This window comes from Bradyrhizobium sp. Rc3b, from assembly GCF_900114915.1.
Lineage (GTDB): Bacteria > Pseudomonadota > Alphaproteobacteria > Rhizobiales > Xanthobacteraceae > Bradyrhizobium.
The window spans coordinates 368,886-392,932 of sequence record NZ_FOUS01000008.1; the positions used below are offsets into that span (position 1 = coordinate 368,886).

A 24,047-nucleotide genomic window follows, 5' to 3' on the forward strand; every position below is an offset into this window, starting at 1 on the left:
TCGCCATGCTACATGTCCCCGCGGTCGACCAGGCTTTCCTGTTGTTGCTCATCGTCGTCTGTCTCGGCGCGTGCCTCGTCCGCGCCTTCTGGGAGCTCGAGCAGTCGCGGGCGCGCCGGATCGCCTCGCCGCCCCGCGAGGGCCCAACGAAGCGCAGCTAGCTGGCCTGCCCCGGCGCACGGCTACGCCGTGAATCGAAGAAACTCACGCATTTCCTTGATACGGCTTGCCAATCGCGCCTCAGCTCGGCGGCACGGGCGTTATCATGGATGACGAGCACGTTCTGTCATGCAATTGATTACGCTTGCATTCTACGGCGCGGCGGGCGACGGCAGATGAACGAAGGCTGTCGCACTCGTTAAGCGAGCCGACAGCAAGCGCATGACACATGGTCGCATCGGTGAATGTAGATAAGCGGATCAAGGGAACCTATTTTCGGCGCCGATGTACCTGATTGAAGCATTGCCCACCGTCATCGGAACGGCCGCCATCGCCCCGGCGCTGCTGATGCTGTGGCTTGTCATCGCCGCCGAGGAACGTCCGGGACCGCCGGCCCAGGTCTGGACCGCGTTCCTGTTAGGGGCGGCCAGCATCTCGCTGCTGGGCCTCGCCCGCGCCCCCTTCGCCAAGATGGTCGCCGCGCCCGACGACCCCTGGGCGGCGCTGGCCATGCATTCGATCTTCGGCGTCGCGCTGCCTGAGGAAGCCGTCAAGGTGATCGCCATCGTGGCGATCTCCTCGACCAAGCGGCGGACCTTTGCCAATCCGATGGACACCGTGGTCTATGGCGCCGCGGTCGGCCTCGGCTTCGCCGCTTACGAGAACCTAGCCTATCTGGTCCAGCACGCCGAGATGTGGCGCTCGCTGGCCGCCTTGCGCAGCGTGCTGACCGTGCCGTTCCACGGCGCGCTCGGCATCATCGCGGGCGCCTACCTGACGATCGCGCGCGCCGGCACGGCGCTGGGCGCGAACCGGCACCATCGCGACTGGGCCCGCCTCTCCAGCCGCCTCCTGATGCTGGCCGGCCCGCTCGCGCTGCATTCGGCCTTCGACTTTCCGCTGCTGACCCTGCAACGAATGCCCGACCTCAATCCGACGCTGCGGATGTGGCTGGGCGCCTCCAGCCTCTTGATCGGCTTCAGCTCGATCGCCTTCGCGATCCGCCTGGTCCGGCGCGTCGCCCGCCATCATGCACCCCGGACCGACGTCGCGCGGGAGCGGCTCAGCCAGCTTCGGCGGATGTGGGCGCTGCTGCTCGCCGGCGGCGGCGTCGGCTTTCTCGGGCTCGCCTTCGTGCTGACCTCGATCCATCACTGGCTCATCAACCCCGAGCGCAATCTGACGCTGGCCCTGATCCCGATCGGCTTCGTCTCGATCCTGCTCGGCCTGGCGCTTCTGATTGTCACAACGGCGATCTATGTTCTCGGCCGCAACCGCATCCGCACCAGCGCGGAAGGTTTTTCCTCGGCGCCCGGCGGCGGGTGAGCCGCGGGATGGCGAGCGCGCCGCGTGCATACTAGATTGAGCGCTGACCTTTCGATCTGGAGCCTGCCGATGACGTCGCCCGAGGATTTTTCACGGCTGCAATCCATCATGAGCCAGACGGTCAAGGCGCACTGGAAGGCTTTCCTGTTCGAGGGCATCCTGCTCGCAATTCTCGGCGTCGCGGCGCTGATCCTGCCGCCGCTGGCAAGTCTTGCGATCACGATCTTCCTCGGCTGGATGTTCTTGATCAGCGGCATTGGCGGGCTGATCGTGACCTATTGGGCGCGCAGCACGCCGGGCTTCTGGTGGTCGCTGATCTCGGCTGCGCTCGCCGTGCTCGCCGGCATGCTGCTGCTGGCCCGGCCGATGCAGGCCGTGCTGACGCTGACCATCGTGGTCGGCGCCTACTTCCTGGCCGAGGGCGTCGCCACCATCATGTACGCACTGGAGCACCGCCGCGAGCTCAGCGGCCGCTGGTCGTGGCTGCTGATCTCGGGCCTTGTCGACATCGCGATCTCCTTCATGGTGATCACGGGACTGCCGAGCTCGGCGGAATGGGCCATCGGCGTCCTCGTCGGTATCAACCTCCTGTTCGGCGGCGCCAGCCTGATCGGCCTGGCGCTGGCGGCACGCAACAGCAACACCTGACCCGCCTCGTCACCTGCCGCGCCGATTGGGGGGTGACAATCCGCTGATGGCGCGCTATATGCCCTTCCATGATCACCGTCGCCACCAGCTATTTTTGGTACTTTAGCTACGACAGCTCGCTGGCGGCAGGAGGATCGCGCTCAATCTGAATATTGAAGCAAACGTCCCAACAAGCCGCCAGACCTGGCGGCTTTTTTATTGGCCGGCAGGTTCGAAACAAACAGGAGCCCGCCGTGCTGAGCACGACCGACGATCTTCGTATCCGCGAATTGAAAGAGCTGAGCACGCCGGAAGAGGTGATGCGGGAAGTCCCGCGCACGCTCACCGCGACGCGCGTCGTGATGGCGGCGCGCAACGCCATCCACGCCATCCTCAATGGCCAGGACGACCGCCTGCTGGTCGTGGTCGGCCCCTGCTCGGTGCATGACCCCAAGGCCGCGCTGGAATATGCCGAGCGCCTCGCGAGCTTGCGCGAAGAGCTCGCCGACCAGCTCGAAATCGTGATGCGGGTCTATTTCGAGAAGCCGCGCACCACAGTCGGCTGGAAGGGCCTGATCAACGATCCCGATCTGGATGGCAGCTTCGACATCAACAAGGGCCTGCGGCTGGCGCGCAACGTGCTGTCGGCGGTGAACAATCTCGGCCTGCCCGCCGGCACGGAATTCCTCGACATGACGACGCCGCAATACATCGCCGACCTCGTGTCCTGGGCCGCGATCGGCGCGCGCACGACCGAGAGCCAGATCCATCGCGAGCTGGCCTCGGGCCTGTCCTGCCCGGTCGGCTTCAAGAACGGCACCGACGGCAATGTGCGGATCGCGGCGGACGCCGTGAAGTCGGCCTCGCATCCGCATCACTTCATGGCGGTGACGAAGCTCGGCCGCTCGGCGATCGCCTCGACCGCGGGCAACGAGGACTGCCACATCATCCTGCGCGGCGGCAGCAAGCCGAACTATGACGCGGCAAGCGTCGCGGCCGCCTGCAACGAGCTGACCAAATCCGGGGTCGCGCCGCTGGTGATGGTGGATGCCAGTCACGCCAATTCGAGCAAGAAGCCCGAGAACCAGCCGCTGGTGGCGGCCGACATCGCCGGCCAGATCTCAGGCGGCGAAGGCCGCATCATGGGCGTGATGATCGAGAGCAACCTCGTTGCCGGCCGCCAGGACGTCGTGCCGGGCAAGCCGCTCACCTACGGCCAGAGCATCACCGACGGCTGCATCGATTGGCCGACTACGGCGACCGCGCTCGAGCAGCTCGCCGACGCGGTGGAAATCCGCCGCAACGCCCGGCGCGCCGGACTGCAGGAGCGCTCGGCCTAGTTCAGAGCGCACGCGCGTTCGCTCTCCTCACTTCTCCCCCAACGGGGAGAGGTGAAAGGATCAGCAGCCGCGGCAGATGCTCTTGATCTTCCGATCGAGCTCCGCATCTTCCTTGTTCGCGGGGGTGTTCGGATTGCTCAAATTCTTCTCGCTCGGCACGTCAGCCGCGCGCGGCTGGCGGTGACCGACCGGTGCCGGCAACACCCCAGAGGTTCCGCCGCTGCCGCCGGATGTCGATCCCTTGGAACCGCCGGTCTGTGCTGCCGCCGTGCCGCCAAGCAAGACCACGAGCGATGCTGCCACCATGATCTTCTTCATTCTTGCTTCTCCGTTCTCGAACCGGCGCGCTCTCCAACACCGCTCACGTCTCGGGCGGATAGAGATGAACGTCGCCGCAATAGTCCACGATACGATAGCGCGTTTCGGCTTCCGCATCACCCGCATGGGGTGCGGTATTATGCGGCGCCAGGACGTAGCTCGGCCCCACCGGGGATTTGCCGGCGCCCCCGGGAATGTCGATGACATAGTCCGGCTGACATAGCCCTGACACCCGCCCGCGCAACTGCCGCATCAACTCCTGCCCCTCCGCCAGCGTCGTGCGCAGATGCGCCGTGCCCGGCGCGAGGTCGCCGTGATGCAGATAATAGGGCTTGATCCGGCATTCGACGAAAGCTCGCATCAAATCCGACAGAGCGGCAATGTTGTCATTGACCCCGCGCAACAGCACGGACTGGCTCACCAGGGGAATTCCGGAATCGACGAGCCGCGCGCACGCGGCGCGCACCGGTCCCGTCAGTTCGCGCGCATGATTGGCATGCAGCGCCACCCAGGTGGCCGCGCCCTCGACCTTGAGCGCCGCAACCAACTCGTCGCTGATGCGCGCGGGATCGGCCACGGGCACGCGGGTGTGAAGGCGGATGATCTTGACGTGATCGATTGCCGCGAGTTCGGCCATGATCTCGCCCATCCGGCGCGGCGACAGCATCAGGGGATCGCCACCGGTCAGGATCACTTCCCAGATCTCGTGATGCGAACGGATGTAATCGATCGCCGCGCGATAGGCGCCGTCCGACAGCGCGCTGTCCTTGCCGGGGCCCACCATCTCGCGGCGGAAGCAGAAGCGGCAATAGACCGCGCAGACGTGAACGAGCTTGAACAGCACTCGATCGGGATAGCGATGCACGATCCCTGCGACCGGCGAGTGCGGATGATCGCCGATCGGATCGGCGTCCTCGCCCGGCTGCATCTCAAGCTCCGCGGCGCTCGGAACGAATTGCCGTGCGATGGGATCGTCGGGGTCGGATGTATCGATCAGTTCGACCAGCGCCGGCGTGATCGCCACAGCATAGCGTGCGGCAACGCGTTCGAGCGCCGGCAGCGCTGCTGCAGGCGCCAGACCTTCGGCGACGAGCTCAGCCGGCTCGCGCAAAGTGCGTGCAAGGTTCGTTTTCGTCATGTCTCACTAGACGCTTCATTTGCAGGTGGCGTCCAAACTACTTGATCGATCCGCGATGCGCCGCTTGCCAGCATCACCAGCCGGTCGAGGCCGAGGGCGACGCCGCTGGCCTCCGGCATTGCCGCAACTGCGGCCAGAAAGTCCTCGTCGAGCGGATAGGCCTCGCCGTAGCGGCGCTGCTTCTCCGTCATCGATTCCGTGAAGCGTTTTCGCTGCTCCTCGGCATCGGTCAGTTCCCCAAAGCCGTTGGCGAGCTCGACGCCGCAGGCGTAGACCTCGAACCGCTCGGCAACCCTGGGATCGTCAGCCTTCACCCGTGCCAGCGCCGCCTCTGGAGATGGGTATTCGAACAAAATGGTCAAACGCCCCTGCCCCAGATGCGGCTCGATGTGCTCGACGAGCACCTTGCTGAAGATGTCGGACCAGGTGTCGTCCCCGGCCACACGGACCTTGCTACTCGCCGCCTCGGCCAGAGCGGCACGGTTACCCTCGCCGTCCCTGATTGTCGACAGCAGGTCGATGCCGGCGAACCGTTCGAAGGCGCCCGCTACGGTCAGCAGCTCGGGCTCGGCGAAGGGATCGGCGGTCCGCCCCCGGAACGAGAAGGTCCCGATGCCGGTCGCCTGCGCCGCACGGGCGATGACGACGACGCAATCGGCCATGATGGCGTCATAGGAGGCGCCTGCCCGATACCATTCCAGCATGGTGAATTCGGGCAGGTGCAGGTCGCCGCGCTCACGGTCCCGGAACACCCGGGCGAGCTCGAAAATCCGCGTCTCGCCCGCCGCCAGCAGCTTCTTGCAGGCGAATTCGGGCGAAGTCCGCAGATACCGGAGGGCTCGGCTGCCGTCCGGCCGCACGATCTCGGTCCGGGGGGCGTGCAGATGGGTCTCATTGCCCGGGGAGACCTGGAGAACGGAGGTTTCGACCTCCACGAACCCCTGCTCGGCGAAAAAGCCCCGTAGAGACCCGGTAATGGCCCCCCTGGCCTGGAGGAATGGCCGACGGTCGAGATGCCGCCCGGGCGACCAGAACGGTGAGACGGGCTTGTCCCCAGCCATTACCTGACCGCCCCACAGCCGAGCAAAATGCTGGCATCTAACGGCAAAATCAGTATGTTGCGGCCCGAAACGGGCGCCGAGGTCCGATTTGAGGCCCCAAGTCCCCCATCGAATTGATCACGTCCTGGCCGGTGCCGGGCCAAGCAAGCAGGAAATACAGCTTTGAGAGTCATCGCCAGTTCTATTCGCAAAGGCAACGTGATCGAGCAAGACGGCAAGCTCTATGTCGTCGTCAGCGCCGAAAACATCCACCCCGGCAAGGGCACCCCGGTCAGCCAGATCGAGATGCGCCGAATCTCGGACGGGGTAAAGATCTCCGAGCGCTACAAGACCACCGACCAGGTCGAAAAGGCCACCATCGAGGAGCGCAACTACACCTTCCTGTATGAAGATGGCGACGGCTTCCACTTCATGAACCCGGAGACCTACGACCAGGTCCAGGTCTCCAAGGACGTCGTCGGCGACGCGGCCTCGTATCTTCAACCGGACATGACCGTCAAGCTGTCGACCCACGACGTCAACGTGGTCTCGCTCGCGCTGCCCCAGCGCGTGACGCTGGAAGTGGTCGAGACCGAGCCGGTGACCAAGGGCCAGACGGCCTCGTCCTCCTACAAGCCGGCGGTGCTTTCCAACGGCGTGCGCACCACCGTGCCGCCGCACATCGCAGTCGGCACCCGCATCGTCGTCATGACGGAGGACGGCTCCTACTCAGAACGCGCCAAGGACTGACGGGGAACAGAGCAATCGCAGCAGGTGCCGCCGGGGGGCGAGACAGTGGTTGGGAAGGGTTTCCGCTTCGTCTCGCTTCTTTTGGCGTCGCTTTCGCTCCTCATTGCCACTCCGCTCGCTGCGGATGAATTCCGCAGCCCCTCGCTCACGGCCCTGCGCGTCGACTGGCGCGCAGCGCTCGACCAGCTCCGCACCGAGATCAACAGCCGCCCCCGGGTCGCGGACGATTTCATCTTCGCCCCTCGCCGTTCGGTGCCGCGCTACGATCCCCGCGCGATGCCCGCATTGGTGCAGCTCAACGCGGTATCCTCGCGATTCTTCACCGGCATCACCCGCAGTCCCGTGCCGGTGCTGCTGCCGTTCGACGCCGCCGCTTACCTCGAGGCGCAGCGCAGCGGCGCGACGGCGACGCTCGCGCTGTCGCGCTATCAGGCGGACTTCAATCCCGTCGACATGTTCGATGCCGGCCCCGCCGGTTACAGCGCGACCTTCTCGCTCGAGCCCGGCGCCGGCGACGGCATGCCGGGCCGGGTGTTCACAAGGCCGGTCGAAGTGCAGATCACGGGATCGGCGCTGGTCTACGACATCGCCGATCCCACCGGCGGCAAGGGCGAGCAGATCAAACCGCTCATAGCGCTCTATCCGGACCTGCGCAGGTTTATCCGGGAAGGCTATGTACGCTACGCTTTTACCCGTTTCGGCGTCGCCTATGTGGTGTCGATCCAGTGCCTCGACAGCGTCGCCAAGCCGCGGCGGCTGGCCTGCAAGGAAGCCTATCCGGTCGCCGAGCGCTTCCTGAAGGCCCTGCGCGTCGCCGGCGGCCAGCGCTTGCGACCATTGACGGACATCGCCTCCAACATCCTCGATCGCCCGACGGGCCGTTCACCGGATTTCAGCTACCGGCCGAGCGGCGATATCATCCCGAACACCGGCTACCGCAAGCAGGGCGGCCATCCCGACGCAATGGCCTATGCACAGATCCGCTTTCCGCTCGAAAAGGCTCCCGCCTTCGTCCGCTCGCAATCCTATGCCAAGCGGGACAGGACGGAGAGCACGACCGCCTATCCCTGGCGCGACAATTTCTGCGAGTCCCGCAGTTTCGAGGTTTGGCAATGCGCGGGCGGTTACGGCCACCAGGGCGAGGACATCCGCGCCGCCGACTGCCCACCGCCCGGCGAGGGCCGCGAGCCCTGCGATCCCAAGCAGCGCGGTGTCGTCGCGGTGCGCGATGCCATCGTGATCCGCGCGTCCAGGGACCAGGCCGCGACGCTTCAAGTCAACAGCCGCACCGAGCACATCCGCTTCCGCTACATGCACATGAATCCGCACGCAATGAACGCCGATGGCGTGCTCAATGGCCGCATCGTCACCGAAGGCGAGAAGATCGGCGTGATCTCGAATTATCTCGACCATCCCGCCGGTACCTCGATGCATCTGCATTTCGACGTGCAGGTGTTCACACGCGACGGCTGGATCTGGGTCAGCCCCTACGTCACCCTGGTCTCCGCCTACGAACGCCTGATCCACGCCCGCGGCCGCGAGGTCGGCCCGGAGATCGCCGTCACGTCGCAGCCGGTCGCCCATGCACTGCCGGACGACGTCATCAAGCCGGATCTGCGCGAGGGATCGAGCGGCGAGGAGAATTGACGGCTTGCTCGCTCCAACGAAGGGCGGTGCAAGAGCTTGTTGTCGCGCGCACCGCCGGCTCAAACAAAAACAGGGATCGGGGTGATGAGTGTCGGACTGATCGGTCTTCTCGACGATATCGCGGCGATTGCAAAGGTGGCAGCGGCCTCGCTCGACGATGTGGCGAGCCAGGCTGCCAAAGCAGGCGCAAAGGCGGCTGGCGTGGTCATCGACGACGCGGCCGTCACGCCGAACTACGTCATCGGTTTTGCCTCGAAGCGCGAACTGCCGATCGTCGGCAAGATTGCAGTCGGATCGCTGCGCAACAAATTGCTGATTTTGCTTCCCGCTGCCCTGCTGCTTGGTTATTTCCTTCCCGCCGCGGTGACGCCGCTGCTCATGCTGGGCGGAGCCTTTCTCTGCTACGAGGGTACCGAGAAGGTGCTCGAAGCCGTAATGCCGCATCATGCGCACCACCATGAAGCCCAGCTCGAGCCGATCGCGCTGAATGCCCGGTCGGTCGAGGACGAGAAGGTCGCGAGCGCCATCAAGACGGATTTCATCCTGTCGGCGGAGATCATGGCGATCACGCTGGCGGCCCTTCCGGCAGGCAGCATCTGGACGCAGGCATTGGTGCTGGCGCTGGTCGGCTTCGGTATCACGGTCGGGGTCTACGGCGTGGTGGCCCTGATCGTGAAGGCTGACGATGCCGGCGTGGCCCTTGCGGGCTACGACGGCGCCTCAGTCATTGGCACCGCGATCCGCTCGCTTGGACGCGCGCTGGTCCGCGGTATGCCCACGTTCCTGACGGTGCTGAGCACCATCGGCACTGCCGCCATGATCTGGGTTGGCGGCGGCATCATCCTGCACGGCATCGAAAAATACGGCCCGCCCGTGGTCGGCCGCACGGTCCATGCCGCAACCGAGGCGGCCGCACACGCCCTTCCATCCATTGCCGGCATCATCGAATGGTCGGTCGAGGCAGCCATCTCAGGCGTGCTTGGACTGCTTGTCGGCGCGGTTGCGATTCCGGCAGTCCAATACGGTCTCTCGCCGGCATGGAAACGGCTAAGGCGATCGCGGGATCGCGCCTCCTAGCCGTGCTCTACTCCAAGAACGTTGTGAGCTGCGCGCCCTCGTCCGCCACGAACACCGCGATCAATTCCGCAGGCTCCGTCAGGCTGGCATTGGCCGAGACCAGATGCGTCGAGCCCGGCGGCTCGAAGAAGGACTGGCCGACGCCAAACGTCGCGACAGGACCGCCGCCAAGCTGGGAGCGGATCTCGCCCTTGGTGATGTAGGCGGTCACGGATCCTGCGTGACGATGCGGGCGCGAGAATCCGCCCGGACCATAGGTGACGCGCACGATGGTGACGCGCTTGCCCGGCACGTTCGGCAATGCGTAGGAGCCGATCGGTTCGACCTCGTCGAGCGGCGAGCTCTCCGCCGCGCTGGCGCAGAGCGGCGCCAGCGCGCCGGAGACGGCATCCATCGTCACCGGCAGCGCCTTGCCGATCGCCAGCGCACAGGCCAGCCCTGCGACGACGGCGAGCGCGGTCGAACGTGACGGTGCCGGACGCTGTACGGCAGATAAGCTCATTGCTGTCATCATGACCTCCCTCGTGCCGATCAGGATGCCGCAGCATTCGCGGCCACCGGCCGCGGCGCAGGCGTCCAGCGAAACGCAGCCCCAAAGCGATTCCAGACATTGATCGAGGCGACCGCCGAGGTCAGGTACATCAGTTCGGTCTCGGAGAACTCCCGGGCCGCTTCGGCATAGACGTCCTCGCTGACGCCGTCGGGCAGGACGGTCAGAGCCTCAGCCCAGGCCAGCGCGGCACGCTCACGCGGCGAAAAGATCGGCGCCTCGCGCCAGACCGCGACCAAATGGAGCTTGTCGACGGGAACGCCGATCCGCTCCGACAGCAGGACATGATGCTGCACGCAGAAGGCGCAGCCGTTGATCTGCGAGGCGCGCAACTTGACGAGCTCGAGAAGCTGCTTGTCGAGGCCGGCCTTGGCCGCAAGCTGACCCAGCGCCAGCACCAGATCATAAGCGTCGGGCGCGATCTTCTTGAAATCCTCGTATTCGCTACGGGCATGTGACATTGCGGTTCACCTCGTCTTATTATAAGTGTGCTTACATCTTATAAGAGCTCTGACATGTCACGCAAGACCGATGCCGTCACCAGATCGAAAACCCGCCCGGTGCCCGAACCTGCCGGCGACGCAGCGGTGCGTATTCCCGCTCCCGGCGAGGGCAAGCGTGGCGAGCAGGGCTATCTCGGTTATCTGCTGCGCCAGGCTCACGCCGCAGTCCGTCTGACGACCGAGCGGACGCTCGCCGATCTCGGTGTAACCTCGCCGCAATTCGCGGTGCTGACGATGCTGAATGCCTATCCGGGACTATCAGGCGCCGATGTCGCCCGCCTCACCTTCCTCACGCCGCAAACGGTCGGGGTCATCATCCGCAATCTCGAACGCGACGGCGCGATTCTGATGACGCCTCATCCCGTCCATGGCCGCATCAAGCAATGGACACTGACCAAGCGCGGAACGACGTTGTTGAAGGCGTGCCGGGAACGGGTGATGGCGCTGGAGAAGCGTCTGGCTGGCGGCCTCGATGCCAAGGCCGAAGCGAGCATTCGGCGATGGCTCGCCAACGTCGCGACCGAGCTGCAGGGGGACTAGGCGAGGCCTAGTCGCCGCCTCCCCCCTCGCCGCCGTCACAGCCGGCGGCATCCCAGAAATCGCCACCCGCACCGCCGTCGCCGCCCTGAATACCGCGGCCAAAGTTCTCGGCGATGATCATCAGAACGACGACGAAGAGCCCGGCACCGAAGGGCCAGGGATTGGCACGGATGATGTCGAACAGCTCCCGCATGCCGCATCTTACGCAGACGGAAGCGAACCGACCGTAAAACGACAGGCCTAAAAGTCAGGGATATCGGGAAGCGCGGGAGCCGACTACCCGTCTTTCAACAGTTTCTTAACCTCACCGTCGACCCAGGTCTCGTCCGCCGCGATCACCCGTACGCGGCTGTTGTCGGCAGCATTCACCAGCACATGCGAGCTCACCCGGTCGGCGCTTTGCTCGAGGTGCAAATCGGTCTCGGGCTTCCAACTCAACGTGGTTGCGAGATCGCCGGGAAAGATCTGCCATTGCGATCCGTCGTCGAGTTCGACGACATGGCTTTCCGCATGCGTGTGTATCTTCATTCCCACCCCGAATGTTCGATGAACGGATTGCATGCGAAAGGCGGGCCCCGACGCTCCGCCGGGGCCCTGCTCCGTCAGTCGTTGTCGTGATGAATCACGGTCTTGCTGCGATTGCCGAATTCATCCTGCTTCTTGATCACCGTGGTGCGATCAGAGGGCTCGCGCTCCCTGATGACGGTGGTGCGGTCGCGATCGCGATCCCGCTCACGATACTCGTGGGACTGACCGACCGTCACGCCGGCGCCGACCGGGCCGACGTGAACGCCGACTTCATCAGCGAACGCAGGCGTCGCAACGGCGGTGATCATGGCGGCGGCAAACAGATATGTCCTCATCATCTCTTCCTCCTTCCGGATACGGAGGGAATGCAGGACTGCGACAGTTTGTTCCGACAGAAGCATGATCCCGGGCCGCGCAGAATCAGCCGCGCGGCTGTTCCAGGAACCGACGCACACCGGCCATGTTTCGGGCTACAATGTGCCCATGACGCACGCTGATTCCTCCCTCCATCCGACTCGCCGCAGCCTGCTGCAATCGACGTTCGGTGCAGCCGCTTTGCTCGCATTCCCGACACACGTGCTCGCCGCGCCTCCAGGCTTCGACGAATGGCGCGAGAGCTTTCGCGCACGCGCGATGGCCAAGGGCATTTCGGCCCCGACCTGGCAACGCGCGATGGGACGGGTCGAGCCCGACATGAGCGTGTTCAAGCAGATGCGCAGCCAGCCCGAATTCCACGAGCAGGTCTGGCAATATATCAACCGCCGCGTCTCCGACTGGCGCATCATCAACGGCAAGATCGCGCTGAAGAACAACGAGGCGCTGCTGGCGCGCATTGAGCGGGATTTCGGTGTCGAGCGGGGCACGCTGCTGGCGCTGTGGGGCGTCGAGTCCGCCTATGGCGATCCCCTGGTGCAGCAGAACCACATGACGCCGGTGTTTCCCTCGCTCGCCGCGCTCGCCTGGAACGAGCCGCGCCGCAAGGCCTATTGGGAGACCGAGCTGATCAATGCGCTGCGCATCGTCGACAAGGGCTGGAGCACGCCCGAGCAGATGCAGGGATCCTGGGCCGGCGCGATGGGCCATTCGCAATGGATGCCGGAAGTCTGGCTCAATGTCGGCATCGATTATGACGGCGACGGCAAGGTCTCACCCTTCGGCAAGCCCGACGACGCGCTGGGTTCGACCGCCAAATATCTGGTCAACCGCGGCAAGTGGCATCGCGGCGAGCATTGGGGCTATGAGGTGCGCGCCGCCGGCAATATGAGCGGCAGCCGCACCTATGCGGCCTGGGCGTCAGCCGGCGTCACCCGCGCCGACGGCCAGCCGTTCCCGCAGCCGAACGCATCCGCACAAATGTGGACGCCGGTTGCGGGCGGACCGACCTTCCTGCTCGGACCGAATTTCTACTCGGTGAAGAGCTACAACCCTTCCATGAACTATGCGCTTGCGATCTGCCATCTAGGCGACCGCTGCCTGGGGGCACCGCCCTTCATCCAGCCCTTCCCCGGCTCCGAGCGCGCGCTGACGCTTGCCGAGGTGCAGGAGATGCAGACGCGATTGACGAAAGCCGGTTTCGACACCGGCGGCACCGACGGCCGCGTCGGCAACGACACCATGAAGGCAATCAAGGATTTCCAGCAGCGCGCGGGGATCACGCCGGCGGATGGCTACGGCGGGTTGAAGGTGCTGGCGAAGCTGCGGCAGGGGTCGTAGGCCTCGCGTTGGCCCGTAGCCCGGATGGAGCGCAGCGTAATCCGGGACAATACCTCCGCTGTTGAAGTCCCCGGATTTCGCTGCGCTCCATCCGGGCTACGCACTCATCGCTAATGCCGGTACTGCGGCTCCTCCGCGTCGAGCTGCCTGCGGATCGCGGCGAGATGGAGCCGGGCGGATTCGGAATCGCCTTCGCGCATCTGCCTGTAGGTCTCGGCCGCGATCGCGGGATCGACGGGCAGCACCTTCCGTCCCGTCGACATCGCCAGCACCTGCACCTCGGCGGCGCGCTCGAGGTAATAGAGATCGTCCCAGGCTTCCGCGATGGTGGGCGCCAGCACCATCACGCCGTGATGCTTCATGAAGACGATGTCGGCATCGCCGACGGCGGATGCGATGCGCGCACCTTCCTGGTTGTCGAGCGCAAGGCCGTTGTAGTCGCGGTCGACCGCGGTGCGGCCGTAGAATTTCAGCGCGGTCTGGCCGGCCCAGATCAAGGGATCGCCTTCGGTCATCGACAGCGCCGTCGCATAGGGCATGTGGGTGTGGAACGCGACCTTGGCGCGCGGCAGGCGCTTGTGCATCTCGGCATGGATGTAGAACGCGGTCGCCTCCGGCACGCCCTCGCCGTCGAGCACATTGCCGTGGAAATCGCAGATCAGCAGCTTTGAGGCAGTGATCTCGCGAAAGGCATAGCCATAGGGATTGACGAGAAACAGATCGTCATGGCCGGGTACCACGGCCGAGAAGTGGTTGCAGATGCCTTCCTCAAAACCGTTGCGCGCGGCCATGCGGAAGCAGGCGGCGAGGTCCTCGCGCGCGGTGCGGATTGCATCGGTGGCGAGGTCCGGCCGGTTCGAGCGGAATGGCGCTGACGCGGGTGAGGAAGCGTGAAGGCTGTGCGCCATGGCGAAGGACACCTCTGTCGGTCGAAAGCTGCCGTCTTGTACAGGGGCGCCGCCTGCGCGTCAGCCCCTGCGACCGCCACCCTGCCCTGCGCGGCTCAGGCCCGCCGCGGCACGCCGCCGGCATTCATGCCGCCGTCGATGACGAGCTCGCTGCCGGTGACGTAGCGCGAGGCATCGGAGGCCAGATACAGCACGCCTGAGGCGATCTCCGCCGCCTGCCCCGCGCGGGCGAGCGGCGTGACGACCTTGGCACGCTCCTCGGGATCGATCGGCGCGTTCTGGCCGGCGCCGGTCGCCCCCGTCGGGATCTTGCCCCAGATCGGGGTATCGATGATGCCGGGATGCACGGAATTGACCCGGATGCCGTCGCCGGCCGCCGCGCATTCCATTGCAATCGATTTGGCGAATAGCCGCACGCCGCCCTTGGTCGCCGAATAGGCCGACAGGCCCGGCGCGCCGCGCAGGCCCGCGAGCGAGGACATCATGACGATCGAACCGCCGCCATGCTTTCGCATCAGCGGCAGGCAATGCTTGACCGAGAGAAACACGCCGTCGAGGTTGATCGCATTCTGCTTGCGCCAGTCGGCGAGGGTCATGTCGACGATCGATGGCACGGAGATGCCGATGCCTGCATTGGAGACGAGAATATCGAGCCGACCATGACGCTTGGCGATTTCGGCGACGATATCGATCCAGCGCTCCTCGCTGGTGACGTCCTGCTCCAGGAACATCGCCTTGCCGCCGGCTTTCGTCACGCGCTTGGCGAGCTCGGGCCCGCGCAGCTCGTCGATGTCGGTGATGACAACAGTCGCGCCCTCACGCGCGAACAGCTCGACGATGGCCTCGCCGATACCGGAGGCGCCGCCGGTCACCAGCGCGACCTTGCCCTCAACCTGCCCTGCCATGTTCACTCCCTTTTTTGTTTGTTTGAGCGACGTATTTTGTGTCGTCTGAGCTGGTCAGATCTTGCGTTATCTAATCACGGATGGCCCCTGGTCCGGTAGCGCGACGTCGATGACGCGGAATTGCACCCGCTCGACACCCTGGTAGCGGTCGACCGAGAGCGAGCCGGCAACATGCAGCTGCTGGCCGCGGTTGGCCAGCAGCGCGTTGCCGAGCTTCTGGCCGACCGAGCGGAACGCGATGCCGTTGACGATGGCGCCATCGCCCGACTTGAAGCGCAGACGCAGATGCGCCTGCCCGACCTCGTCGGCAAAGACCAGCTGGTGCGCCGGCAGCGCCAGCACGGCTTCCGGATTGCCGCTTCCGAACGGACCGGCACGGTTCAGCGTCGCCGCGAGCTCCGTCGTCACGGCGCGCGCGGAGACCGCGCCGTCGATATAGAGCTCGTTGACGTGGCGCGCCTCGGCGACGTCCTGCGCCAGCGCGTTCTCGAGATAGGCGCGAAACTCGGCGAGCTTCTCTTTCCGGAGCGTCACGCCGGCGGCCATCGCGTGGCCGCCGCCCTTGAGTAGAATGCCGTCAGTGACCGCCTGCCGCACCGCCTTGCCGATATCGACGCCCGCGATCGAGCGGCCCGATCCGGTACCGATGCCGCCGGGCTCGAGCGCTATGGCGAAAGCGGGCCGCGAAAACTTTTCCTTCAGCCGGGAGGCAACGAGGCCGACCACGCCGGGATGCCAGCCTTCGGACGCCGTGACGATGACGCCGAGCTTGTCCTCGAGCCCGATCGAGGCCAGCGCCTCGGCTTCGGCTTGCGCTTCGGCCGCCTGCTCGATGACGCGGCGCTCGCCGTTGAGGCGGTCGAGCTCGGCGGCGATCCGCGCGGCCTCGACGCCGTCGCCTTCCAGCAATAGCCGCACGCCGAGATCGGCGCGGCCGATGCGGCCGCCGGCATTGATGCGAGGCCCCAGCATGAAGCCGAGATGCCAGGCCTCCGGCGGCCCGTTGAGCCGCGCCACGTCCATCAGCGCGGTATGACCGACATGGTCGCGCCGCCGCATCGCGATCAGCCCCTTGGCGACGAAAGCGCGGTTGAGGCCGATCAGGGGCGCGACGTCGGCAACGGTCCCGAGCGCGACGTGATGCAGCATGCCGAGCAGATCGGGCTCCGGCATCTCCGCACTCCAGAAGCCGCGCTGACGCAGCTCGCGGTTGACCGCAACGAGCGTCACCAGCACGAGACCTACAGCGGCGAGATGGCCGAGGCCGGAGAGATCGTCGAGCCGGTTCGGATTGACCAGCGCGTCAACCTCCGGCAGCTCGGTGCCGGCCTGGTGATGGTCGATCACGACCACGGACATGCCGAGCCGCCTGGCTTCGGCGAGCGGCTCGATGCTGGTGGTGCCGCAATCGACGGTGACGAGCAGCGTGGCGCCCTTGGCCGCCAGCCCACGAACCGCTTCGACATTGGGCCCATAGCCTTCGAAAATGCGGTCGGGAATGTGGATCAGCGGATCGAGTCCGCAATGGCGCAGGTGCCAGGCCAGCAGTGCCGCCGAGGTCGCGCCGTCGACGTCGTAATCGCCGAAAATCGCGACCTTCTCGCCCTTCGCCGCCGCATCCGCGATCCGCTTCGCCGCCGCCTCCATCTCCGTCACCGTGAACGGGTCCGGCATGAGCTTGCGGATGGTCGGATCGAGAAAGTCGGGCACCGCGTCGATATCGACGCCGCGGCCGGCCAGCACCCGCGCCAGCAATTCGGGAAGCTGGTGCCGCTGCACCATGGCGAGCGCCTGGGCCGCCCCGCGGGGATCCAGCCGGTCGCGCCAGAGCTTGTCGGTCAGCGAGCGGGCGACGCCGAGAAAGGCCTGGGGCGCTTCGACAGGCAAGGCAGTTGCGGGAGGCGTCATGATGAGGGGCTGGCTAGAGGGACCCGGAAGTCGGAGCTGTCGCATCGGTTCGGCTGGCGACGACGATTGACCCGGAATCGCCTGGGATTTGCAATCTCCGCGTCGCACAAAGCGGTGGATTGCCGATTTGCTGCGCCGACTGACTATCATTTGGGCATTCGGCGGAACAGCAAATTAAGCAGGCGTTAGGCGGAATCCTCGAAAAAGAATCGTATTCGATCTGTAAGCGATTGTTCCGGGTTCATTGCAGATCAGACCTCATTGCCAAGGGAAATCCCCGATGTCTGCTGCGCTGGGTCTGAAGGCCAAGCCGATCGCCACCGAACCCGCTGACGACGATTCCGACATCTCCGCGCTGATCAACCGCCTCACCGCGGAGGTCAACCAGATCGCGGTCGACAAGACCAAGTCGATCCAGCAGATCACCAACCAGATGAAGATGCTGGCGCTGAACGCGCTGATCGAGAGCTCGCGCGCCGGCGCGCAAGGCGCGGGCTTCGCGGTGGTGGCACAGGAGGTACGCGGCGTCGGCCAGCAGGTCGAGACCATCGCGCGCGAGCTCGAAAGCCAATTGACCAAACGCACCGGCGATCTCGTCGCCTCGATCGACCGCATGAGCCAGCGCTCGCGCGGCGAGCGGATGGTCGACCTGTCTCTCAACGCTATCGAGCTGATCGACCGCAACCTCTATGAGCGCACCTGCGACGTGCGCTGGTGGGCGACCGATTCCGCCGTGGTCGATTGCGCGGCCTCGCCGACCGCCGCAGCGGTGTCGCACGCCTCGCAGCGCCTGGGCGTGATCCTCGGCGCCTACACCGTCTATCTCGATCTCTGGCTCTGCGACCTCGACGGCAACGTCATCGCCAACGGCCGCGCCGACCGCTTCCGCGTCGTCGGCCAGAACGTCGCCCACACCAAATGGTTTCGCGAGGCGCGAACCTTGCGCTCCGGTGACGACTACGTCGCCGGCGACGTCGAGAACCAGCCGCTGCTCGGCAACGCGCAGGTGGCGACCTATTGCGCCAGCGTCCGCGCCGGCGGCCAGGCCCACGGCGCCCCGATCGGCGTGCTCGCCATCCACTTCGACTGGGAGGCGCAGGCCCGCGCCATCGTGCAGGGCGTGCGCGTCGGCGACAGCGACAAGGCTCGCGTGCTGCTGGTCGATTCGAATTTTCGCATCATCGCGGCGTCCGACGGCCAGGGCATTCTCAGCGAGCGCATCTCGATCTCGCTGAACGGCCAGCGCTCCGGATTCTACCATGACCGCTCGGGTGCCCTGGTCGCGTTCCATGCGACGCCGGGCTATGAGACCTATCGCGGGCTCGGCTGGTACGGCGTGATCGTCTGCGGGGCGTGAGACAGGCGGCCGATTCAAAAACCCGAAAACAACCCCATGCACAGTAGCCAAAGGGCTGCTCTCATTGGTGTTTTCAGTTGGGCTTGCCTTTATTGTTCTCTCAAACATTTTGACAAGTCGGGCAAAACACTGGCACTCTGCGATCATCGCAGAGTGTGTTTGCGGCACGAGGGAATGGCCCTAGCGGTTTTGTGAAATCGCACCCCGGCTTTCTGAAGCATTTTCCGGCAAGCCGCGCCCGTAACAGGCAAGAGCCTCGCGCCCTTGATCGAATAGAGTCGCTTCGCATCACGTTGATCGACGTGAGCGCGCGAGTCCGCCCTGGCTAATCATCTCGCGCTCGTCACATGCCAAGGAGACATGCCATGAAGATCGTCGTGATCGGCGGAACCGGATTGATCGGATCCAAGCTCGTGGCGAAGCTCAAACAGCAGGGCCACGACGCGGTAGCGGCCTCGCCGAAATCAGGTGTGAACGCCGTGACCGGGGAAGGCCTCGCAGCGGCGCTGGCCGGCGCGGATGTCGTGGTCGACGTGGCCAATGCGCCATCCTGGGAGCCCGCCGCCGTGCTCGAATTCTTCGAGCGCTCGAGCCGAAATCTCGCCGCGACCGAGGCCGCCGCAGCCGTCAAGCATCACGTCGCGCTCTCGATCGTGGGGACCGATCGTTCGCCCGACATCGCGTATTTCCGTGCCAAGCTCGCCCAGGAGACCATCATAAAGGCCTCCGCGGTCCCCTACTCCATCGTCCGCGCCACGCAGTTCTTCGAATTCCTCGGCGCCATTGGCGAGGCCGGAGCGGCCGGCGACAAGATCGTCGTTCCGTCGGCGCTGTTTCAGCCGATCGCCGCCGACGACGTGGTCGATTGCCTCGCAGAGATCGCGACGGGGCGGCCGCTGAATGGCACCATCGACATCGCAGGCCCCGAGAAGGCTCCCTTCAATGAGTTCGTCGCGCGCCGCCAGAAAGCCTCCGGCGACAGCCGTACGGTGGTCGGCGACCCAAAAGCGCAATATTACGGCGCTTCCATTCAGGACACATCGCTGAACCCGCTCGGCGAGGCTCGGCTCGGGAAGACGCCGCTCGCAACATGGCTCGCGCGCCTCTGAGGGCCCGCCAGCCCCGCAATCAACACAGAAACGGCAATGAAGGAAATCCCATGCGCAGATTGCTGATCGCAACGGCGGTTTACGCCGCGTCTGTCCTGACGGTCCATGCGGCCGAGACGGCAGCACCATCGGCCAAGGTCACTGTCGTGTTCGACCAGGCGCTGCCCAATGTCCCCGGCAAGAGCATGAAGGGCGTGCTGGTCGAGTATGGTCCCGGAGGCTCGTCGCCGCCCCACATCCACGCGCCCTCCGCCTTCATCTATGCCACCGTCCTGGAAGGCGCGATCCGCAGTCAGGTCAATGACGGCCCGGCCAAGGTCTTTCGCAAAGGGGAGAACTTTTCCGAAAGACCCGGCGACCGCCACGGCATCAGCGCGAACGCCAGCGATACCGAGCCTGCCAAGCTGCTTGCCGTGTTCGTGGTGGATACGGCCGACAAGGAGCTGACAATGCCTATGCCGAAATAGCCTGCAGACGCACTCCCGCCAGGGTCGGCTTCTTATTCGAGAGGGTCTTCATGTTTCCGTCCGCTGCGTGTTGAAGTCTCGATCTGTGGCGGCAATCAGCGCGCGATACCGATCTTCGTACTGTCGCGCCATTCGGCATGCGGTGAAGCGTTCCTCGAAGCGGGCGCGCACCCTCTTTCGATCCAGCTTGCTCAATTCGCCGACCGCCTTGACCGCCTGATCCTCGTTCTCGACGATGAAGCCGGTCACACCGTGCTCGATCACCTCAGGGACGGAGCCGGAGCGGTAAGCGATCACAGGCGTTCCGCAGGCCATCGCCTCGATCATGACCAGCCCGAAAGGCTCCGGCCAATCGATCGGAAATAGCAGCGCGGCGGCCCTGTCGAGGAAGGCCTGCTTTTTCACGTCATCGACTTCGCCGACAAGCTGGATCTTCTCGCCATCGATTTGAGGCTCGAGGTGCTTCCTGAAGTAGGCAGTCTCGGCGCGCGGAATCTTCGCAGCGATGCGCAGAGGCATCCGGGCCGCGTGCGCGATACGGATTGCGTCCTCCGGCCCCTTCTCGGCCGTCAGGCGGCCGAGAAACGCCAGATAGTCCCCCTTCTCATAGGAGGGGCGCAACAGCTCCGACGGCAATCCGTGCTGGATGGTTCCCATCCACTTCGCATCCAGAAGCGGCAGGCGCTGATGATCGGAGATCGACACGAAACCAGCCTCGGGGAATTGCCGAACCAATTCGGGCAACCCAGGCAAGTCGAGGCGACCGTGCATGGTCGTCATGAACGGCACGCCAAGCCGACTGAGCAACGGGAGTTGCAGCCAGTCGATATGCGCGTGGATCACATCGAAATCCCTCGCCCGCTTCGCGATCGCTTCCAGCAGCATTGCGTTGGCCGCACCCGGATCCGCGCCCTTTCGGCCGAGTCGCAGCGCGCGTGGCCATACCGGGTGAAGCTTGCCGGTCGTGCGGGAGTCGCCACTCGCAAACAGCGTGACGTCGTGTCCAAGCTTGACGAGCTCATCGACCAGCTAGGCCACCACCCGCTCGGTGCCGCCGTAGAGCTTTGGAGGGACGCTTTCGGCCAGGGGAGCAAGCTGAGCGATGCGCATGACAGCCCGCCGCTATACCGCTGACCGGACGATCAGCACGATGGCCGCGGACAGAAGGTTCGAGATCGCGAGCAGCGTCCACTGCGGCCTCGCGCTTGCGCTCGCCAGGCGGCACACTAGGCTCTCAATCAGGCTCAGCATGAGTCGTCCGAAAGCCGCTCGAGATAGGCAAGCCCGAAACCCGTGAGCTCCTGGGCATCGCCATTACTCTGGCGCGCTTCCCGTCTCCCTCGCAAATGACGCTCGAGCAGGCAGCGACGGCCGTCTGCAGCATCGACACCGCGATGGCGGGCGCGATACACGCGCCAAGCGGTATCGACCGCCGTTCGTAACGGGTCGTCGTCGACCATCTTCCCAGCTCCCACTGGAGATATCCATGGGACGCCAACTCGTCGCGACGGCGGAAGTTTCCAGTTTTTCCCGAAAGTCTAATCCTGCCCGCAAGGCGAGCGCAGCAAGCGCTCACTGCCAGTGCGTGCAAATCAGGCGGCGCGGCGGGCGGCCATCTCCGCGGCGAGGAGCAACGCGGCGCGACTGGCGCCGATCGATGCGATTCCCTGCCCGGCAATGTCGTAGGCGGTGCCGTGCGCGGGCGTGCAGATCGGGAAAGGGAAGCCGCCGAGCATGGTCACGCCGCGATCGAAGCCCATCAGCTTCATCGCGATCTGGCCCTGGTCGTGATACATCGTCAGCACCGCATCGAAGGCGCCGGCCTTGGCGCGCAGGAAGACGGTGTCGGCCGGGAACGGCCCCTCTGCGGCGATGCCCTCGCGCTGGCCGGCCGCGACCACGGGCGCGATGATATCGATCTCCTCGCGACCGAAATTGCCGCCATCGCCAGCATGTGGATTGAGACCGGCGACCGCGATGCGCGGCCGCGCGAAGCCAGCGTTGCGCATGCAGGCATCGGTCAGCTGGAGCGCACGATGGATGCGTTCGCTGGACAGGTTTGCGGCAACGTCCCTCAGCGGGATGTGCGAGGTCACCCGCGCGTTCCAGAGCCGGTCCAGCACGTTGAACTCGCTCGCCGCCGACTTGAGTCCGACCACCTCCGCAGAGAATGCGATCTCGTCGTCGTACTCGGCGCGGGCGAGCCGCATCGCCTGCTTGTTGAAGGGAGTGAAGCAGACCGCGTCAACATGGCCGTCGCGGCCGAGCTCGAGCGCGTGTTTGTAGTTGGCAAGCGCGAACCTGCCGCCGGCAAGGCTCGCGGTCTTCGGCTCGACCTCTTTGGGATCAAGGTGACGAAGATCGAGAAACAGCGCCTCGCCGTCCGCCGCGCGAAGATCGGCCCCCTGCTCCACCATCTTCAGCGCCGGCTTGACGCCGGCAATGCGCGCGCCCTCCTCGAAGATGCGGCGGTCGCCGATCACGACGAGCCGGCAGCTCGCGCGGATGTCGTCCTGCGCCAACAGCTTGGCCGTCAGCTCCGGGCTGATGCCGGCGGGGTCTCCCATGGCCAATGCAATCAGCGGCTTTGCGGTCATATGATCACCTTCTCCTGGGCCGTCGGTTCGGTCGCGGGGGATGCGGGTTTGCGCCAGAGGCGCGCGAGCTGCAGCACGAGCGGAAGCAGCAACAGCGCGATGCCGGCCATGATCAGGCATGTCACCAGCTTGTTCGCGAAGAATATCCCGAGCGATCCCTTCGACATTAGCATCGACTGCCGGAACGCATCCTCGGCCTTGTCGCCGATGACGATTGCGAGAACGAGCGGCGCCAAGGGATAGAACAGCTTCTTGAAGAGATAGCCGACGATGCCAAAGCCGAGCATCATGACGACGTCGAGATAGGAGTTCGACACCGAATAGGCGCCGACGACGCAGATGATCACGATCAGCGGGGCGATGACGACGAAGGGGATCCGCATCAAGGCGGCAAACACCGGAACAGTCAGCAGCACCAAGGCGACGGCGACGATGTTGCCGACATACATCGAGGCGATCAGGCCCCAGACGAAGTCCTTCTGGTCGACGAACAGCATCGGCCCGGGATTGAGGCCCCAGATCATCAGCCCACCCATCATGACGGCCGCGGTCGCAGAGCCGGGAATGCCGAGCGAGAGCATCGGCAGCAGCGCGCTGGTGCCGGCGGCATGGTCAGCCGTCTCCGGCGAGATGATGCCTTCGACCTCACCGGTGCCGAAATAGCGGCCCCGGCGCGAGAAGCGGCGGGCAATGCCATAGCTCATGAAGGATGCCGCGGTCGGCCCGCCCGGGGTGATGCCCATCCAGCAGCCGATTGCGGCGCTGCGCAGCAACGCAATGCCATGCCGCGGCAGGCGTCCGACGGCGCGGAACACCTCGCGCCAGTCGATCTTCGAGGACACCGCGCGGGCGTGGAACTCCTCCTCGACCGCGACCAGGAGCTCGCCGATGCCGAACAGGCCCATCACGGCCACGACGAAGCTCACGCCCTTGACCAGCTCGTCAACGCCCATGGTGAGGCGGACGCTGCCGGACACCGTGTCGATGCCGATCGCGGCGATCGCAAAGCCGATCGCGAGCGCCACGACGGTCTTGATCGGCGCGGCGCCGCCCATGCCGACGAAGCTGGCAAAGGCCAGGAAATAGACGGCAAAATATTCCGCGGGCCCGAAGGCGAGCGCGACCTGCGCCACCCAGGACGCGAGGAAGGTAATCAGGATAACGCCGATTAGCGCGCCGAAGGCGGCCGAGCCGAAGGCGGTGGCGAGCGCCGCGGTCGGCCTTCCGTCACGCGCCATCGGATAGCCGTCGAAGGTGGTCGCGACCGACGACGGCTCGCCGGGGATGTTGAACAGAATCGAGGTGACCGAGCCGCCGAACAACGCACCCCAATACATGCTGGAGAGCAGGATGATCGCCGACACCGGCTGCATGCCGAAGGTCAGCGGCAGGAGCAGCGACACGCCATTTGGCGCACCCAGCCCCGGCAGCACGCCGACGAGAATGCCGAGCAGCACGCCGACGACCATCAGCACCAGGTGCGGCACGGTGACCGCGATGGTGAAGCCGTGGAGGAGTTCGCCAAGATTGTCCATCGGCC

Annotated in this window: 25 protein-coding genes and 1 pseudogene; 11 read left to right on the forward strand and 15 right to left on the reverse strand. The window is 65.4% G+C overall.

What is annotated here, in order from left to right:
- Positions 1-444 precede the first annotated feature (444 nt).
- From BM190_RS21030 to BM190_RS21040, 3 genes are all read left to right on the forward strand, one after another.
- On the forward strand, positions 445-1,485 hold the full coding sequence (locus tag BM190_RS21030; protein ID WP_092258441.1) for a PrsW family glutamic-type intramembrane protease: 1,041 nt from the start codon (positions 445-447) through the stop codon (positions 1,483-1,485).
- A gap of 69 nt (positions 1,486-1,554) precedes the next feature.
- Positions 1,555-2,133 carry an HdeD family acid-resistance protein gene (locus BM190_RS21035; RefSeq protein ID WP_092258444.1) on the forward strand — a complete coding sequence of 193 codons (579 nt, stop codon included), beginning with the start codon at positions 1,555-1,557 and terminating at the stop codon, positions 2,131-2,133.
- A 233-nt stretch (positions 2,134-2,366) separates the two neighbouring features.
- Positions 2,367-3,452 (forward strand): 3-deoxy-7-phosphoheptulonate synthase, encoded by a 1,086-nt coding sequence (locus tag BM190_RS21040; RefSeq protein WP_092258447.1) that lies wholly within the window; start codon positions 2,367-2,369, stop codon positions 3,450-3,452.
- 60 nt (positions 3,453-3,512) lie between these two features.
- On the opposite strand, the gene BM190_RS21045 is transcribed toward BM190_RS21040, so the two are convergent.
- Genes BM190_RS21045 through epmA form a run of 3 tightly spaced genes read right to left on the reverse strand, consistent with a single transcriptional unit; the run spans position 3,513 to position 5,969 of the window.
- Entirely contained in the window at positions 3,513-3,770 is a 258-nt protein-coding gene (locus BM190_RS21045) for a hypothetical protein (protein WP_092258450.1), read from the reverse strand.
- A gap of 43 nt (positions 3,771-3,813) precedes the next feature.
- Positions 3,814-4,908 carry a lysine-2,3-aminomutase-like protein gene (locus tag BM190_RS21050; protein ID WP_092258453.1) on the reverse strand — a complete coding sequence of 365 codons (1,095 nt, stop codon included), beginning with the start codon at positions 4,906-4,908 and terminating at the stop codon, positions 3,814-3,816.
- Positions 4,905-5,969 (reverse strand): EF-P lysine aminoacylase EpmA, encoded by a 1,065-nt coding sequence (gene epmA, locus BM190_RS21055; protein WP_092258456.1) that lies wholly within the window; start codon positions 5,967-5,969, stop codon positions 4,905-4,907. Before epmA ends, BM190_RS21050 begins: the two co-directional genes overlap by 4 nt.
- Before the next feature lie 162 nt (positions 5,970-6,131).
- Between epmA and efp the strand changes: the two genes are divergently transcribed.
- The 3 genes from efp (at position 6,132) to BM190_RS21070 (ending at position 9,422) form a co-directional block, all read left to right on the forward strand.
- On the forward strand, positions 6,132-6,698 hold the full coding sequence (efp, locus tag BM190_RS21060; protein WP_018323088.1) for an elongation factor P: 567 nt from the start codon (positions 6,132-6,134) through the stop codon (positions 6,696-6,698).
- Between the two features lie 24 nt (positions 6,699-6,722).
- Positions 6,723-8,345, forward strand: a complete 1,623-nt coding sequence (locus BM190_RS21065) for a peptidoglycan DD-metalloendopeptidase family protein (protein ID WP_092258459.1) — start codon at positions 6,723-6,725, stop codon at positions 8,343-8,345.
- 84 nt (positions 8,346-8,429) lie between these two features.
- A complete protein-coding gene (locus tag BM190_RS21070; protein ID WP_092258462.1) occupies positions 8,430-9,422 on the forward strand; it encodes a DUF808 domain-containing protein in 993 nt (330 codons plus the stop codon).
- Between the two features lie 7 nt (positions 9,423-9,429).
- Here the strand turns inward: BM190_RS21070 and BM190_RS21075 are convergent, their stop codons facing one another.
- Positions 9,430-9,933 (reverse strand): cupin domain-containing protein, encoded by a 504-nt coding sequence (locus BM190_RS21075; RefSeq protein WP_092258663.1) that lies wholly within the window; start codon positions 9,931-9,933, stop codon positions 9,430-9,432.
- A gap of 20 nt (positions 9,934-9,953) precedes the next feature.
- Positions 9,954-10,433: a carboxymuconolactone decarboxylase family protein gene (locus BM190_RS21080; protein ID WP_018323084.1), complete on the reverse strand. Its 480-nt coding sequence runs from the start codon at positions 10,431-10,433 to the stop codon at positions 9,954-9,956.
- Between the two features lie 54 nt (positions 10,434-10,487).
- Between BM190_RS21080 and BM190_RS21085 the strand changes: the two genes are divergently transcribed.
- Entirely contained in the window at positions 10,488-11,015 is a 528-nt protein-coding gene (locus BM190_RS21085; protein WP_092258465.1) for a MarR family winged helix-turn-helix transcriptional regulator, read from the forward strand.
- Positions 11,016-11,022: 7 nt separating this feature from the next.
- Here BM190_RS21085 and BM190_RS21090 read toward each other — a convergent pair whose 3' ends face one another.
- From BM190_RS21090 to BM190_RS21100, 3 genes are all read right to left on the reverse strand, one after another.
- Entirely contained in the window at positions 11,023-11,208 is a 186-nt protein-coding gene (locus tag BM190_RS21090; RefSeq protein ID WP_092258468.1) for a hypothetical protein, read from the reverse strand.
- Between the two features lie 83 nt (positions 11,209-11,291).
- Positions 11,292-11,543 (reverse strand): hypothetical protein, encoded by a 252-nt coding sequence (locus tag BM190_RS21095; RefSeq protein WP_092258471.1) that lies wholly within the window; start codon positions 11,541-11,543, stop codon positions 11,292-11,294.
- Positions 11,544-11,617: 74 nt separating this feature from the next.
- Complete coding sequence (locus BM190_RS21100; protein WP_026202873.1) at positions 11,618-11,878, reverse strand: hypothetical protein; 261 nt, start codon at positions 11,876-11,878, stop codon at positions 11,618-11,620.
- Between the two features lie 148 nt (positions 11,879-12,026).
- On the opposite strand from BM190_RS21100, the gene BM190_RS21105 reads away from it, so the two are divergent.
- Positions 12,027-13,256: a lytic murein transglycosylase gene (locus BM190_RS21105; RefSeq protein WP_092258666.1), complete on the forward strand. Its 1,230-nt coding sequence runs from the start codon at positions 12,027-12,029 to the stop codon at positions 13,254-13,256.
- A gap of 110 nt (positions 13,257-13,366) precedes the next feature.
- Here the strand turns inward: BM190_RS21105 and BM190_RS21110 are convergent, their stop codons facing one another.
- From BM190_RS21110 to recJ, 3 genes are all read right to left on the reverse strand, one after another.
- Positions 13,367-14,164, reverse strand: a complete 798-nt coding sequence (locus tag BM190_RS21110; protein ID WP_092258474.1) for an aldolase — start codon at positions 14,162-14,164, stop codon at positions 13,367-13,369.
- Between the two features lie 95 nt (positions 14,165-14,259).
- Positions 14,260-15,069 carry an SDR family NAD(P)-dependent oxidoreductase gene (locus tag BM190_RS21115; protein ID WP_177237194.1) on the reverse strand — a complete coding sequence of 270 codons (810 nt, stop codon included), beginning with the start codon at positions 15,067-15,069 and terminating at the stop codon, positions 14,260-14,262.
- Positions 15,070-15,135: 66 nt separating this feature from the next.
- Positions 15,136-16,977: a single-stranded-DNA-specific exonuclease RecJ gene (recJ, locus tag BM190_RS21120; protein WP_092258480.1), complete on the reverse strand. Its 1,842-nt coding sequence runs from the start codon at positions 16,975-16,977 to the stop codon at positions 15,136-15,138.
- A gap of 280 nt (positions 16,978-17,257) precedes the next feature.
- Between recJ and BM190_RS21125 the strand changes: the two genes are divergently transcribed.
- The 3 genes from BM190_RS21125 (at position 17,258) to BM190_RS21135 (ending at position 19,910) form a co-directional block, all read left to right on the forward strand.
- Entirely contained in the window at positions 17,258-18,334 is a 1,077-nt protein-coding gene (locus BM190_RS21125) for a methyl-accepting chemotaxis protein (RefSeq protein ID WP_092258484.1), read from the forward strand.
- Between the two features lie 365 nt (positions 18,335-18,699).
- Positions 18,700-19,443, forward strand: coding sequence for an SDR family oxidoreductase (locus BM190_RS21130; protein ID WP_092258487.1), 744 nt, complete (start codon positions 18,700-18,702; stop codon positions 19,441-19,443).
- A 50-nt stretch (positions 19,444-19,493) separates the two neighbouring features.
- Entirely contained in the window at positions 19,494-19,910 is a 417-nt protein-coding gene (locus tag BM190_RS21135; RefSeq protein WP_092258491.1) for a cupin domain-containing protein, read from the forward strand.
- Between the two features lie 48 nt (positions 19,911-19,958).
- On the opposite strand, the pseudogene BM190_RS21140 reads toward BM190_RS21135, so the two are convergent.
- The 4 genes and pseudogenes from BM190_RS21140 to BM190_RS21155 all read right to left on the reverse strand — a co-directional run bounded on the left by BM190_RS21140 (position 19,959) and on the right by BM190_RS21155 (position 24,042).
- Positions 19,959-21,020: pseudogene (locus BM190_RS21140) on the reverse strand (glycosyltransferase family 4 protein).
- A 134-nt stretch (positions 21,021-21,154) separates the two neighbouring features.
- Entirely contained in the window at positions 21,155-21,370 is a 216-nt protein-coding gene (locus BM190_RS21145; RefSeq protein ID WP_092258494.1) for a hypothetical protein, read from the reverse strand.
- A 132-nt stretch (positions 21,371-21,502) separates the two neighbouring features.
- Positions 21,503-22,507, reverse strand: a complete 1,005-nt coding sequence (locus BM190_RS21150; RefSeq protein WP_092258497.1) for a 4-hydroxythreonine-4-phosphate dehydrogenase PdxA — start codon at positions 22,505-22,507, stop codon at positions 21,503-21,505.
- Positions 22,504-24,042: a tripartite tricarboxylate transporter permease gene (locus BM190_RS21155; protein ID WP_092258500.1), complete on the reverse strand. Its 1,539-nt coding sequence runs from the start codon at positions 24,040-24,042 to the stop codon at positions 22,504-22,506. Before BM190_RS21155 ends, BM190_RS21150 begins: the two co-directional genes overlap by 4 nt.
- Positions 24,043-24,047: the final 5 nt, after the last annotated feature.

Excerpts from the sequence above, each read along its gene's own strand:
- BM190_RS21030 (WP_092258441.1), top strand. The coding sequence starts at position 445 with ATGTACCTGATTGAAGCATTGCCCACCGTCATCGGAACGGCCGCCATC.
- BM190_RS21035 (WP_092258444.1), top strand. The coding sequence starts at position 1,555 with ATGACGTCGCCCGAGGATTTTTCACGGCTGCAATCCATCATGAGCCAG.
- BM190_RS21045 (WP_092258450.1), bottom strand. The coding sequence starts at position 3,770 with ATGAAGAAGATCATGGTGGCAGCATCGCTCGTGGTCTTGCTTGGCGGC.
- BM190_RS21050 (WP_092258453.1), bottom strand. The coding sequence starts at position 4,908 with ATGACGAAAACGAACCTTGCACGCACTTTGCGCGAGCCGGCTGAGCTC.
- epmA (WP_092258456.1), bottom strand. The coding sequence starts at position 5,969 with ATGGCTGGGGACAAGCCCGTCTCACCGTTCTGGTCGCCCGGGCGGCAT.
- BM190_RS21070 (WP_092258462.1), top strand. The coding sequence starts at position 8,430 with ATGAGTGTCGGACTGATCGGTCTTCTCGACGATATCGCGGCGATTGCA.
- BM190_RS21075 (WP_092258663.1), bottom strand. The coding sequence starts at position 9,933 with ATGACAGCAATGAGCTTATCTGCCGTACAGCGTCCGGCACCGTCACGT.
- BM190_RS21080 (WP_018323084.1), bottom strand. The coding sequence starts at position 10,433 with ATGTCACATGCCCGTAGCGAATACGAGGATTTCAAGAAGATCGCGCCC.
- BM190_RS21085 (WP_092258465.1), top strand. The coding sequence starts at position 10,488 with ATGTCACGCAAGACCGATGCCGTCACCAGATCGAAAACCCGCCCGGTG.
- BM190_RS21090 (WP_092258468.1), bottom strand. The coding sequence starts at position 11,208 with ATGCGGGAGCTGTTCGACATCATCCGTGCCAATCCCTGGCCCTTCGGT.
- BM190_RS21095 (WP_092258471.1), bottom strand. The coding sequence starts at position 11,543 with ATGAAGATACACACGCATGCGGAAAGCCATGTCGTCGAACTCGACGAC.
- BM190_RS21100 (WP_026202873.1), bottom strand. The coding sequence starts at position 11,878 with ATGAGGACATATCTGTTTGCCGCCGCCATGATCACCGCCGTTGCGACG.
- BM190_RS21105 (WP_092258666.1), top strand. The coding sequence starts at position 12,027 with ATGACGCACGCTGATTCCTCCCTCCATCCGACTCGCCGCAGCCTGCTG.
- BM190_RS21110 (WP_092258474.1), bottom strand. The coding sequence starts at position 14,164 with ATGGCGCACAGCCTTCACGCTTCCTCACCCGCGTCAGCGCCATTCCGC.
- BM190_RS21115 (WP_177237194.1), bottom strand. The coding sequence starts at position 15,069 with ATGGCAGGGCAGGTTGAGGGCAAGGTCGCGCTGGTGACCGGCGGCGCC.
- recJ (WP_092258480.1), bottom strand. The coding sequence starts at position 16,977 with ATGACGCCTCCCGCAACTGCCTTGCCTGTCGAAGCGCCCCAGGCCTTT.
- BM190_RS21125 (WP_092258484.1), top strand. The coding sequence starts at position 17,258 with ATGTCTGCTGCGCTGGGTCTGAAGGCCAAGCCGATCGCCACCGAACCC.
- BM190_RS21130 (WP_092258487.1), top strand. The coding sequence starts at position 18,700 with ATGAAGATCGTCGTGATCGGCGGAACCGGATTGATCGGATCCAAGCTC.
- BM190_RS21135 (WP_092258491.1), top strand. The coding sequence starts at position 19,494 with ATGCGCAGATTGCTGATCGCAACGGCGGTTTACGCCGCGTCTGTCCTG.
- BM190_RS21145 (WP_092258494.1), bottom strand. The coding sequence starts at position 21,370 with ATGGTCGACGACGACCCGTTACGAACGGCGGTCGATACCGCTTGGCGC.
- BM190_RS21150 (WP_092258497.1), bottom strand. The coding sequence starts at position 22,507 with ATGACCGCAAAGCCGCTGATTGCATTGGCCATGGGAGACCCCGCCGGC.
- BM190_RS21155 (WP_092258500.1), bottom strand. The coding sequence starts at position 24,042 with ATGGACAATCTTGGCGAACTCCTCCACGGCTTCACCATCGCGGTCACC.